At 72.7% G+C, this 12540-nt stretch carries 8 protein-coding genes and 1 riboswitch; of the genes, 6 read left to right on the top strand and 2 right to left on the bottom strand.

Translation table 11 applies throughout. From position 1 onward, the window contains the following. The first annotated feature begins 60 nt into the window (after positions 1 to 60). Positions 61 to 645: a hypothetical protein gene (locus DQE82_RS15755; protein WP_104112210.1), complete on the top strand. Its 585-nt coding sequence runs from the start codon at positions 61 to 63 to the stop codon at positions 643 to 645. Positions 646 to 754: 109 nt separating this feature from the next. On the opposite strand, the gene DQE82_RS15750 is transcribed toward DQE82_RS15755, so the two are convergent. Beyond that, complete coding sequence (locus DQE82_RS15750) at positions 755 to 1354, bottom strand: TetR/AcrR family transcriptional regulator (RefSeq protein WP_069088298.1); 600 nt, start codon at positions 1352 to 1354, stop codon at positions 755 to 757. A gap of 129 nt (positions 1355 to 1483) precedes the next feature. Here DQE82_RS15750 and DQE82_RS15745 point away from each other — a divergent pair, with 129 nt between their 5' ends. Together DQE82_RS15745 and DQE82_RS15740 are read left to right on the top strand one after the other, a co-directional pair. After that, positions 1484 to 2665, top strand: coding sequence for an alkane 1-monooxygenase (locus DQE82_RS15745; RefSeq protein ID WP_113973074.1), 1182 nt, complete (start codon positions 1484 to 1486; stop codon positions 2663 to 2665). Between the two features lie 237 nt (positions 2666 to 2902). Continuing rightward, positions 2903 to 4618 carry a tetratricopeptide repeat protein gene (locus DQE82_RS15740; protein ID WP_233514680.1) on the top strand — a complete coding sequence of 572 codons (1716 nt, stop codon included), beginning with the start codon at positions 2903 to 2905 and terminating at the stop codon, positions 4616 to 4618. Positions 4619 to 4710: 92 nt separating this feature from the next. Here DQE82_RS15740 and DQE82_RS15735 read toward each other — a convergent pair whose 3' ends face one another. After that, positions 4711 to 7050: a lysylphosphatidylglycerol synthase domain-containing protein gene (locus DQE82_RS15735; RefSeq protein ID WP_113973073.1), complete on the bottom strand. Its 2340-nt coding sequence runs from the start codon at positions 7048 to 7050 to the stop codon at positions 4711 to 4713. Positions 7051 to 7169: 119 nt separating this feature from the next. Here DQE82_RS15735 and DQE82_RS15730 point away from each other — a divergent pair, with 119 nt between their 5' ends. The 3 genes from DQE82_RS15730 (at position 7170) to DQE82_RS15720 (ending at position 12101) form a co-directional block, all read left to right on the top strand. After that, positions 7170 to 7826: a DedA family protein gene (locus tag DQE82_RS15730; RefSeq protein WP_113973072.1), complete on the top strand. Its 657-nt coding sequence runs from the start codon at positions 7170 to 7172 to the stop codon at positions 7824 to 7826. 39 nt (positions 7827 to 7865) lie between these two features. Further along, complete coding sequence (gene mgtA, locus DQE82_RS15725; RefSeq protein ID WP_113973071.1) at positions 7866 to 10406, top strand: magnesium-translocating P-type ATPase; 2541 nt, start codon at positions 7866 to 7868, stop codon at positions 10404 to 10406. A gap of 102 nt (positions 10407 to 10508) precedes the next feature. Then, the gene (locus tag DQE82_RS15720) at positions 10509 to 12101 is read left to right on the top strand and encodes a beta-1,3-glucanase family protein (RefSeq protein WP_043322876.1); all 1593 of its coding nucleotides are present in this window, start codon (positions 10509 to 10511) and stop codon (positions 12099 to 12101) included. A 112-nt stretch (positions 12102 to 12213) separates the two neighbouring features. Beyond that, a riboswitch (cobalamin riboswitch) is annotated at positions 12214 to 12433 on the top strand. Positions 12434 to 12540: the final 107 nt, after the last annotated feature.

Below are 12540 nucleotides of genomic sequence, written 5' to 3'. Positions count from 1 at the left end.
CCCCACCGCCGGCAGGGCCCTGCGCCAGCATCAGGAACCGCGACGAGGTGAGGAACGACAATGATTTCCCGGGTAGGCGTCGGCGGCTGGTACCGAAGCGTCTTCGTGTGGATCGAGGTGTGCCTGCTTGCCGCGTCGCTCGGTGTGGCCGCCCTGGTCACCTCGACCACCCCGAGGACGGACCCGGCAGTTCTCCGCCAGGAGATCCTGACCCGGATGCGTACGACCCTCGAGCAGGCGGACCCGAAAGATCATCAGCACGCCGGGCACACCGCCCCACAGGCGCCGGCCGGAGAGCAGGCGCCGCCGGCGATCGTCTGCGGAGTCCATGTCTACGGTTACGAGCCCACCGGGGCCGCCACACTGGCCGACGTCGAGACGGTCTACGGCTTCCACCTCTGCGGCGTCGCCGAACAGAAGCGCCACTGGGACGGGGCGGTCAAGCTCGTCGGCCCGGTGATCATGGACATGACCACCCAACCTCCCGGCATTCAGGTGGTCGAGGCGACCGCCGACGTCAGGTTCGTCGACCGGCTACGGGAGATGTTCCCCGACAAGTACGAGGAACTGGCGCTCAGGGAGGCGTTGCCCGCATCGGAGATGGCCGACCTGCGGCGCCGGTACGACGCCGCCGCCGGCCTCTGACCACGCCGGACGGCCGACACCCGCCGGCGGGCAAGCGGCCTGGCCGGCAGCAGATCGTCACCGGAGGGGATGCTCTCCTTCCGCCGTCTGTGGCAGCTGTTGCGCCGGTTCACGCCCGCGGCGGGTCCAAAAAGCGTTGTGCCAGATCGGCGAGGGTGTCGGCGGTGGCGTCGACGGGCGCGGTCGGCAGCACGATGTGGCTGACGACCAGTCGCGCGAGGGATTCGGCGCCGACGGTGACGTCATCGGCCGGCACCCGGGGCAGGTGCGTGCCCGCCCACTCTCTCAGCACCGTGACGGCGGCGGCCAGGGCCAGGTCGGCGCGGGTGGTCAGGTAGGGGAGCAGGGCGTCGGTGCCTCGGGCGCTGTTGAGGACGGTTTTGACCAGCGGGTCGGTGCCGGCCTGTGTCAACACGAACGTGACCGCGGCATGGACGGCGGCCCGTACGTCGCCGCCGTGTGCGGACAACGCCTCCCGTACGCCGTCCGTGAACCGGTCGATCTCGCGGTGTGCGATGGCTTCGCCGAGTCCGGCCTTGTTGGTGAACTCGTTGTAGAGCGTCTGCCTGCTCACGCCCACGCGGGCCGCCACGTCGGCCATTCGTACCGCGTCCCAGCCGCGGTCGATCGCCAGGTCGCGGCCGGCCTTGAGGACCGCGTCGCGCAGGTGGCGGCGCGCGGTGTGGCGATAAGGCGGAGGGTCGACCATGGTGCGCCGAGTCTATCGACTGGACACATACGCCCTGCATGCCCACCAAATTTACGCGGGGTCAAATATTGTCAAGCATGGGTATCCGTGTGACAGTCGACGCAGCGCTCGACACTCCGGAGGCGGCACATGCAGACCTCGATCGATGCTCCAGCGGTCGCCGCCGGTTGGCATGACGGCAAGAAGCACCTGTGGCCACTGGCTCTTCTCGTACCGGTGCTGCCGTTCCTGGCGTACGCGTTGTGGCAGGCCGGTGCGGGACCCGCTGCCTGGTGGCTCACCCCGGCGGTGGTCTTCGGACTCATCCCGGTCATCGACGTGCTGCTCGGTGACGACGGGGAGAACCCGCCCGACGACGTCGCCCGGCGGTTGCAGGAGGTCCGTTACTACCGCTGGATCACGTTCCTGTTCCTGCCGGTGCAGTACGCCGCCCTGCTGCTCGGAGCATGGGTCTGGACGCGTGGCGGCCTCGGTCTCGCCGGCGCCGCCGGCCTGGTCGCCACCATCGGAATCGTCAACGGACTGGCCATCAACACCGCACACGAGCTCGGCCACAAGCGCGAAACGGTCGAGCGGTGGATGTCGAAGATCGCGCTCGCGCCCACCGGGTACGGCCACTTCTACGTCGAGCACAACCGCGGACACCATGTCCGTGTCGCCACACCGGAGGATCCGGCCAGCGCCAGGCTGGGGGAGAGCTTCTACTCGTTCTGGCCACGTACGGTCTGGGGCAGCCTCATCTCGGCGTGGCGGCTGGAGACCGGCCGCTTCCGGCTGCGGCGCAAGAGTCCGTGGACGCTGCGCAACAACCTGCTCAACGCCGGGCTCATGACCGTCGTGCTCTTCGCCCTGCTGATCGCGGTGTTCGGGTGGCGGCTCGTGCCCTTCCTGCTCCTACAGGCGATCGTCGGCTTCTCGCTGCTGGAAGCGGTCAACTATCTCGAGCATTACGGACTGTGCCGCCGGCGCACGGCCACCGGCCGCTTCGAGAAGGTCGACCCACGGCACAGCTGGAACAGCGACCGCGTCGTCACCAACGTGTTCCTCTTCCAGCTGCAACGCCACAGCGACCACCACGCCAACCCGCTGCGCCGCTACCAGACGCTGCGCAGCTTCGACGTCTCGCCGCGGCTGCCCGGAGGCTACGCCTCGATGGTGTTGCTCGCTCTCGTTCCGCCGCTGTGGTACCGGGTGATGAACCCGCGGGTTCTGGCGCACTACGGCGGCGACCTGAATCTCGCCAATCGCAACCCCCGCGCCGAGGCCCGGCTGCGGCGCCGCTACGGCCGGCCCGCAGCGGACACCGCCTAGCTGCCGGTAGACCTCGGCCCTGCGGCGCGAATTGCGAGCACCCTTCTTATTTACATCGACCGGGATTACGCTCTGGGCCAGTCCTGAGGTGGATCACATCGGAGGTTCCTATGAGGAGAATGACCATCCGTCGCACTTCTGCGCTCCGCCTGGTGTCGGGCGCACGCCGGCTGTGGATCGAGTGGTGCTGGTAACTGCCGGTCCGGCGGGCGCTTCCGGGCGCCCGCCCCTGCGGCGGTGGGCCCTGCGGTGACCGGCGGGCCGGAACGTTACGACTGCCACCGCGACCACGGGCCGTACGCCGGGGTCTCGGTCTTCCTGGGTCGGGTCGCCGCCGACCGGCCCCGCCTGGCGGCCCGGCACGCGGTCGAACTGCGCGCGATCGCCCCCCGGCTCGATCCGGCGGCCCGGCCGGCCGCCGAGGAGGAGCCCATCCGCTTCCACCCCGCCCGCCGTACCGCCTGCCTGGCCTACGGCGCGGCGGAGCTGGTGGCGGCCTGGGCCGGCACGCTCCGGCGGCCGGTGACCGTCCGGTTCGATCACGTCGCCAGCGCCGACGAGACGACCACCGAGCTGCTGGACGCGCTGGCCCGCCGGCTCGGGCCTTCCCCGGTGCGCCTCGACCTGCGCGACGAGGGCGCCCCCGACCCGGCGCCCGACGGGCGCACCCCGCAGGCGCTGCGGCGGGCCCTGGGCGACAGCCTGGCCCGCGGCTACTACCACCACGCGGCCCGGGTCGCCCGGCGCGGGCGGGCGACGGTCACCCCCGACGGCGACCTGCGGCACTGGTGGGCGTTCACCACCGGCCTGGCCACCGCCCTGGCGGCCCTGAACCGGGCCGCCGAGGCGCTCGACCTCTACGACGAGGCGCGGGCCGTCACCGACGATCCGAAGATCACGATGTCGGCGGCGTACGCCACCGCCATGCTGCACGCCCGGCACCTGCCGGTGGCCGAGCAGGACCCGGCGCTGGCCCGGCAGTGGCTGGAGCGGGCGCTGTACCTCGCCGCCGAGCTGGCCGACCCACGCCAGCGGCTGTTGTCGACGGTCTTCTACGAGCAGGGCCTGGCGCTGCTGGACAGCCGGGCCGGCCGGCCCGACCGCGCGCTGCGGCTCGTCGACGACGGACTGGCCCGGCTGACGGCCGCGCTCGGGCCCGGCGAACGCCCGCAGGACCTGGCCCGGCTGCGCCACAACCGGGCGCAGGTTCACCTCGCGCTGGGCGACCCGGCGCGGGCGCTGGCCGACCTGGACACCGTGATCGCGCACGACCCGGACAACTGCGAGTACTACGTGGACCGCGCCGCCCTCTACCGGGCGGCGGGCCGGACCCGGGCCGCGATCAGGGACTACGACGCCGCCATCCGGCTGGGACCGCACCTGCCCGAGGCGTACTACAACCGGGCCGTGCTCCACCAGGAGCGGGGCCGCCCCGAGCGGGCGCGCGCCGACCTGGAGCGGGTGCTCGCCATCGAACCCGGGCACCTCGACGCCCGGATCGCCCTGGTCAACCTGCACGTGGAGCGCGGCGAGCTCGACGCCGCCGAGGCCGGCGCACGGGCCGGGCTGGCCGGCGCTCCGCACGAGCCCGCGCTGCTGTGCACCCTGGGCCTGGTTCTCGCCGAGCGCGGCCGGCCCGCCGAGGCCGACGAACTGCTCACCCGGGCCCTGAGCGGGGACCCCGGGCTGGTGGAGGCGTGGACGAACCGGGCCGCCGCCCGGTTCGAGCGCGGCGACGTGGCCGCCGCGCTCGCCGACCTGAACCGGGCGGTGGCGCTGTCGGAGGCCCCCGTGCCGCGCTACAACCGGGGCACGGCCCTGACCCGGCTGGGCCGGTGGGACGAGGCGGCCCGCGACTTCGCCCATGCGCTCGCCCAGCCCGGCCTGGACCGGGCCCTGCGCCGGGATCTGCGCGCGGAACTCGCCCGCTGTCGCCGGGCGCTGGCCGGCTGACCCGGCCGGGCGTAGCTCGGGAGACGGCCGAAGACGCGCGGATCGCCACTGCCGCTCCGGCCCCGCCCACGATCGCCCGCCGGCGCCGGCGTTCACAGCAGCCGGCGCCGGGTCAGGAGCCGGAAGGCCAGATATCCCGGCGGTACCGGGAGCCAGAACGTCGCGAGACGGTAGATCAGGGTGCCCGCGACGGCGGCGTCCAGTGGCACTCCGTAGAGCAGCAGACCGGAGACGAGCGCGGCTTCGGTGGCGCCGAGCCCGCCGGGGGTGGGCGCGGCGGACGAGACACCCTCGCCGACGAGGCAGACCAGGATCACCGGGGGCAGGTGGGCCAGCGGGACCGGGCCGGCGGCGATCAGCGCGACGTAGAGACAGAGGCCATAGGTGAGGGTGAGCGCCGTCGACGCGACGACGAGCCACCGCAGCCCGTGCTGGTGGCGCAGTTCGCGCAGCGCGGTCACGACCTGGCCGGCCGCGGCGCGTCCACGCCGCCGGACCCGGGGTACGGCGAGCACGCCGGCGAGGACCAGCAGCACGGCCAGGGCGCCCAGTAGCAGCGGCAGTGCCCTGGCCGCGTCGTGGGTGAGGATGCGGGCGGGCTGGCGTGCGAACGGCAGCAGCACCGGCAGCAGCAGCACGACGGACACCACGCCGGCGGCGCGGGAGACGGCCACGGCGGTGCCCGCGTCAGCGGCGACGAGTCCCTTCTGGTGCAGGTAACGCAGGCTGAGCGCGGCGCCGCCGAGGCTGCCGGGCGCCAGCCGGTTGGCGAACGACGCGGCCACCTGCACCAGGGTGGCCTCGCCCAGCGGGACCCGGCCGGCCGTGGCCAACCGGAGCACGAGACCGCTGAGCAGGTAGGTCAGAGCGGAGCCGAGCAGCGTCGCGGCGACCGCTACCGGGTTGGCGTGCACGATCAGACCCAGGGCGGTGCGGATCTCGCCGAGCTGGGGGAGCAGCAGGTGCACGACCAACCCCAGGACCAGCAGCTCCAGGACGGTGCGGCGGCTGATCCGGACCACCTTCGCCGCCGGGCGGTCGCGGTCCGGGCTGCGTCGCAGGATCTCCTGGCGAAGGCTGTCGAGCATGCCGGGCCGGGCGCGCAGGGCGGTCCGGCCGGCGCGGGACAGCACCGCGGGTTGCAGGAACGGCACGCTGTCCGCGACCGCCGCGACACCCAGGTGGTCGATCGCCGCATCGACCACGCCGGCCGGGTCGACCCGGCCGGCCAGGGCGACCATCAGCTCGACGACGTCGCGGGCCCGCTGCTCGGCCGAGGCGTCGTCGGCGCCGAAGCCCAGGTCCACCAGGTAGACGTGGTCCCGGCCGACGAGCACATTCGCGGCCCGCAGGTCCCGGTGCGCGATGCCCACCCGGTGCAGACGCGCCACCTGGTCCCAGGCGTCGCGTACGGCGGCAAGCGGGACCGGCCCGACGACGGCGTCCAGCGGGGCGGCGTCGATGAACTCCTGCACCAGCACGGCGTCGCCGCCGGGCGCGGCGGCGGTCGTGACGACGGCCGGTATCCGCACGCCGGCACGCGCGGCGAGCAGGGTCAGACAGGTCTCGTGTTCGCTCTGCTGCCGTGCGCTCAGGTACGGCGGCGCGTCGGCCACGTGGCGGTAGCGCATCCGCCGGTAGAGCTTGTAGACCCAGTCCGCGTCGCGTTGCTCGCCACCGGTCACCTTGACGAACAGTCGCCGACCGCCGGTGGTGACCGCCTGCCACGGCTGCGAGCCACGGGCGTCGCCGTGGATCGGCGCCAACCATGCCACCTCGATCCCGCGCCGCCGCAGCGTCGCCCGCAGTGCGGGCACCGACCGTTGCGGCCCGACCTCGCCGACCACGAGTCGGGCCAGACACACCGCGAGCCAGCCGACGAGGACACCGCCGGCCACATCGATCGGCAGATGCGCTCCGACGTGGATCCGCGCGACGGCGACCAGCCCGATCACCACCCAGGCGGCGCGGCGCCACCGGGGGCCGCCGGCCCGCGCGGCGACGAGCGCCAGGGCGGTGGCGACCGCGACGTGTCCCGACGGGTACCCGAGGCGTCCGGTGATCGTCTCGCGCAGGACCACGTCGGTGAACAGCGCCGCGGGCCGCTGCCGGGCGACCGCGGCCTTGACGGCTGTCGCGAGCCAGTACGCCAGACTCCCGGCCAGCAGGAGAGTCCACGCGGCGCCGATGCGGCGTGCGATGACGGCTGCTGCGGCGGCGACGAACACCGCCGGGTACGAGCCGACCTGCATGACCAGGACCAGGACCGGGGTCAGCCCGGCCGGAAGGTGGTTGAGCAGGGTGAACAGGTCCTGCTCCCAGCGAGGCACCCGGTGGCTGCGTACGGCCGCGCTGAGCGCCGCCAGAAGGCACGCCGAGACGGTCAGGCTGACCAGCAACGCCGGCGACGGGCGATGCGTACGCGCTCCCACCGGTCCTCGGCCGCCCCTCGTCCGGCACCGTCCCTGCCGTCGACCCGAACCCTACGGTTCGTCCGCCCGCGGGAGCCGCTTCTCTCTCACCGGCCACTCTCCGGGGCGACAATCATCGGGTGGACAGGATCCTGGCGGTGCTCGTGGGGCTGCCGCCGCTGCTCGTCCTGACCCTGGTGATCGTCCTGCCGGCCCTGGAGTCCTCGACGCTGCTCGGGCTGGTCGTACCGGGTGAGACAGCGATCCTGATCGGCGGGCTGGTGGCCCACGGTGGCGCGCTGCCGCTGTGGGCGGTGGTGGCCGCCGGGGCGGCCGGGGCCTGCCTCGGTGACCAGGCCGGGTACGCCCTCGGCCGCCGGTACGGCGCGGGTGTGCTCGCCCGCGCCCCGCGAGTGCTGCGCCGGCGCCTCGACATCGCGCGGGCCCGCCGCCTGGTCGCCCGCCGCGGGGCGCGGGCGGTGCTCATCGGACGCTGGGTGGCGGTGCTGCGCGCCGTGGTTCCCATGATCGCCGGCGCAGGTGGGATGCGGTGGCCGGTGTTCCTGCGGGCGAACCTGGCCGGCGGCCTGGTGTGGGCGACGGCCGTGGCGCTGCTGGGCTACCTGGGCGCCGCCTCCTACCGCTATCTGGAACGGGAACTGGGCATCGGGGAGTGGGCGCTGCTGGCCCTGATCGGCGTCGGCGTGGCGCTGCGGGCGTGGCAGAGGGCACGGCGCGAACCGGCCGACGGTGAGCGGGCAGGCCAATCACCCGCGCGCGGTGGGGCGGATCGGTAGCGTCGCTCGTGGGGGTGGCCGGCGACCGCGGAGTGCGCAGTGGGGCGAGCAGACGACGGGCGCGCGGCGTTCTGGGCCGGGCCGCTGCCGCAGGCCGTGGCCGCCGTCGGAGCCTCCACGGCCGGGCTCACCGGTGAACGCGCCGCCGCCCTGCTGCGCGAGCACGGGCCCAACCGGGTCGACGCGGGCGCCAGGCGGGGCTGGCGGCTCCTGCTGTCGCAGTTCACCAGCCCGATCATCCTGATCCTGATTGCCGCGACCCTGCTGTCGATGGCCGTCGGGGATCTGATCGACGGCACCATCATCCTGGCCATCGTCGCGGCCAGCGGTGGCCTCGGCTTCTGGCAGGAACACGCCGCCGGGCGGGCCGTCGACGCGTTGCAGGCCCGGGTCCGGGTGGACACCGAGGTGATCCGCGACGGGCGTGAGGTGTCCGTACCGGTCGAGGAGGTCGTCGTCGGCGACCTCGTGGTGCTGCGCGCCGGGGACGTCGTCCCGGCGGACTGCCGGATCGTTGAGGCGGAACGTCTGCAGGTCGACCAGGCGGTGCTTACCGGCGAGTCGTTCCCCGTACCCAAGTCGGACGACCCGTCGCCGCCGGACGCGGAGCTGACCGCGCGCGGCAACGCGCTGTGGATGGGTACGCACGTGGCCAGTGGCACCGCGCGCGCGGTGGTGATGCGCACCGGCCGCGACAGCACCTTCGGAGCGGTGTCCCGCCGGGTCGCCTCCCGCCCCGCCAGCACCGGCTTCCAGCGCGGGCTGACCCGCTTCGGGCTGCTGCTCGTGCGGATCATGGTGGTCCTGCTGGTCGGCATCTTCGTCGCCAACCTGCTGCTGCACCGCCCGGTCATCGACTCCCTGCTGTTCTCGCTCGCCCTCGCCGTCGGGCTGACCCCGCAGATGCTGCCGGCGATCGTCGCGGTCAGCCTCTCCGCCGGCGCCCGTGCGATGGCCGCGCACCGGGTCATCGTCAAGCGCCTCGAGGTCATCGAGGACTTCGGCGCCATGACCGTGCTGCTGACCGACAAGACCGGCACCCTCACCGCCGGCACGGTCACCCTCACCGGCTGCCTCTCGGTCGACGGTGAGCCGGACGCCGAGGTGGCCCGGCTCGCGAGGCTCAACGCCGGCCTCCAGCGTGGATTCCCCAACCCTGTCGACACGGCGATCATGAGGGGGCAACCACCCGCCGACCCGGGCACCCGCATCGCCGAGGCGCCCTACGACTTCACCCGCCAGCGCCTGTCCCTGCTGGTGCGCGACGGAGACGAGCCGATCCTGGTCACCAAGGGTGCGCTACGCGCGGTGCTCGACGTCTGCGCCACCGCACGCACCGCCGCGGGCACGGTACCGCTGGACGAGGTACGCGAGCGGGTCCTGCGACGGTTCGCCGCGCTCAGCGACCAGGGCGACCGGGTGCTGGGCCTCGCCGTGCGAGCCATGCCCGGCGCCACAGCCGTCGCCGTCGCCGACGAACGGGAGATGACGCTGGTCGGGCTGCTCGCCTTCCAGGACCCACCCCGCGCAGACGCCGCCGCCGCCATCCGCCGGCTCGCTGACATGGGCGTCACGGTCCGACTGGTCACCGGCGACAACCGGCACGCCGCCCGGCACGTCGCCGCCAGCGTCGACCTCGCCGGCGAACCGCTCGTCGGCGCCGACCTCGCCGCCTGCCCCGACGACCAGTTGCCGGAGCGGATCGCCGACGTCACCGTGTTCGCCGAGGTGGACCCGCTGCAGAAGGAACGCATCCTGACCGCGCTGCGCCAACGCGGCGACGTCGTCGGGTTTCTCGGCGACGGCATCAACGACGCTCCCGCGCTGCACGCCGCCGACGTCGGCATCTCCGTCGACACCGCTGTCGACGTCGCCAAACAGGCCGCGGCGATCGTGCTGCTCGACAAGAACCTCGACGTGATCGCCGACGGCATCCGCCTCGGCCGCCGCACGTTCACCAACACCTTGAAGTACATCCGGGTCAACACCAGCGCGTCCTTCGGCAACGTCGTCAGCATGAGCATCGCCGCGCTCCTGCTGCCCTTCCTGCCGCTGCTGCCCCGTCAGGTCCTGCTGCTCAACTTCCTCTCCGACATCCCCTACACCACCCTGTCCACCGACTACGCCGATCCCGAGCAGATCCAGCATCCGCGTACCGTCGACGTCCGGACCATCCGCAGGTTCATGCTGGTGTACGGCTCGATCAGCATCGCCGTGGACCTCCTCGTACTCGGCGCCCTGCGCTGGTGGTGGCACGTGTCGACCGACGTCTTCCGCGCCGCCTGGTTCGTCCAGTTCACCGCCACCGAGATCATCGCGCTGCTGGTGCTGCGCTCCAATCGGAGTTTCCTGCGCAGCCGCCCCTCCGCCGCGCTCGCCGGCACCGGACTGTTGCTCATCACGGTCACCGTCGCGCTGCCCTTCAGCCCACTGTCCGGGCCACTCGGACTCGCCGCGCTCCCGCCGGTGGTGCTGGCGGCCCTCGCCGCGGTCACCCTGGTCAACGTCGCCGCCAACGAGACCGCCAAGCACGTCGTCCCGCCGGACCCGACCGCCGCACGGCGGGTGCCCCGCCCGTGACGGTCTCGCGTCCATCGGTGATCGCCTATTGACAAACAAAATTAACAATTGGACCCTGCTGAGAGAGCGCTCTCCCGTCCCTGTCTCCAGCGAGGTGTCGCCATGCGTCTTCGAAGAAAGCTGCTCGCCGCCGCGTCCGCACTGCTCGCCGGGCTCGCGGGCACCGTCGTCGCCACGCCCGCCCACGCGGTCGGACCGGCGTTGCTACCCGTCACCGTCACCAACACCACCGGTCGCACCGACCCGGTCTACCTCTACGTCATCGGCGTCCAGCTGTCCTCCGGCCGGCTCGGCTACGTCACCGCCGGTGGCGCCTTCGTGCCGTGGAGCGGCGGGCAGATCCCGCCGTCGCCCGCGCCGGACGTCTCCATACCGGGCCCCGGCAACGGCGGCAGCACCACGATCCAGTTCCCCCGGGGCTTCTCCGGCCGGGCCTACTTCGCCCTCGGGCAGAAGCTGAAGTTCTTCCTCACCCCGGACGGGCTGGTGCAGCCCGCGCCCTGGGCGGCCGGTGACGCGAACCGCGACATCCTCTTCGACTGGAGCGAGTTCACCTACAACGACTCCGGGCTGTGGCTCAACAGCTCCCAGGTCGACATGTTCGCGATCCCGCACGCGGTCACGGTGACCGGCGCCAACGGCGTCACCAAGCGCACCGGCGACGTGGTGGCCAACGGACGCAACGCGGTCATCGACGGCATCCGGGCGCAGCCGGGCTGGGCCAACACCGTCCACACCCGCTCCGACGGGACCGTGCTGCGCGTCCTGGCTCCGGGGAAGGCGGCCGGGGCCGGCCTGCTGAGCACCACCTATCTGGACTCCTACATCGCCTCCGCGTGGAACGCGTACACCACGAAGACGCTGACCGTGGCGCCCTTCGCCGACCAGCCGGCCATCCGGTACTACGGCCGCACCTCGGGCAACACCATGACCTTCACAAACGGCAGCGGCCAGGTGGTCGCCTCCTTCAACCGGCCCTCCTCGGCCAGCGTCTGGGGATGCGACGGCGACCTGCCCGCGCCGAACGACCAGGTGGTCGGCCCGATCTCGCGTACGCTCTGCGCGGCCCTCAACCGAGGCACGCTCGGCACCATCGACACCCAGCCCAGCACGAACGCCGCCGACTTCTACCGCAGCAACCCCACCAACCAGTACGCCCGCCTGATCCACGCCAACATGACCGACGGCCGGGCGTACGCGTTCGCCTTCGACGACGTCGGCGGATTCGAGTCACTGGTGCACGACGGCGACCCCCGTTCGGCCGGACTGATCCTCAGCCCGTTCACCGGCGGTGGGGGCGGCAACCCGGCCACCGGGGTGCCCGTGGTCAGCAACTGGAACAACAAGTGCATCGACGTGCCGAGCTCCAACTTCGTCGACCGCGCGCCGCTGCAGATGTGGAACTGCAACAACACCAACGCGCAGAAGTGGACGTTCAGCGGCACGGCGCTGAAGAGCCAGAACAACAAGTGCATGGACGTCGACGCCGGGTCCACCGCCAACGGGGCGGTGGTGCAGCTCTACACCTGCAACGGCACCGGCGCCCAGCAGTTCACCCTGAACTCGGCCGGGGACCTGGTCAACCTTCAGGCCGACAAGTGCGTCGACATCAAGGACCGGAACGGCAACGACGGCGCGAGGCTCCAGCTCTGGGACTGCACGGGCACGGCCGGCCAGAAGTGGCGCAAGGGCTGACCGGCCCTGCGACGGGGGGCGGGGGCCGACCGCGAGTCGCTCCCGCCACCCGCCGCGACGGCTCGCCGTCCCGCAGGACGGACGCGCCGACCACGTCGGCTCACCGCCCCATACGATGGACAACGGTGCTGGTTCGCCGTGCCCGTGAAGGGTGTGGCGTCGTAAGAGGGAACCCGGTGTGAGTCCGGGACTGCCCCGCAGCGGTGAGTGGGAACGACAGCCGTCATCGAAGCACTGGACCGTGAGGTCTGGGAAGCGACGGCCAGTAGGTGACCGGGTGGATCCGGTCGCGCCCGCGAGTCCGAAGACCTGCCCGCACCGCGCGCACCGTCCGGTGTGCGCCGCCGACGGTCGCTCGGGACGGCCGGTGCGGAAGCCGGTACGCCGTCTGTGCCCCTTCCCTCCCCGCCTCGATCGGCCTCGTGTGCTTCGAGGGAAG

Source organism: Micromonospora sp. LHW51205, from assembly GCF_003315815.1.
Lineage (GTDB): Bacteria > Actinomycetota > Actinomycetes > Mycobacteriales > Micromonosporaceae > Micromonospora > Micromonospora chalcea.
Note: the sequence above shows the minus strand (reverse complement) of the source record. Positions and strands in the feature narration are given on the sequence as shown.

What these genes read in the sequence shown, in the direction of transcription:
- DQE82_RS15750 (WP_069088298.1), bottom strand. Translation starts at nt 1,354, where the DNA reads ATGGTCGACCCTCCGCCTTATCGCCACACCGCGCGCCGCCACCTGCGC.
- DQE82_RS15720 (WP_043322876.1), top strand. Translation starts at nt 10,509, where the DNA reads ATGCGTCTTCGAAGAAAGCTGCTCGCCGCCGCGTCCGCACTGCTCGCC.
- DQE82_RS15745 (WP_113973074.1), top strand. Translation starts at nt 1,484, where the DNA reads ATGCAGACCTCGATCGATGCTCCAGCGGTCGCCGCCGGTTGGCATGAC.
- DQE82_RS15755 (WP_104112210.1), top strand. Translation starts at nt 61, where the DNA reads ATGATTTCCCGGGTAGGCGTCGGCGGCTGGTACCGAAGCGTCTTCGTG.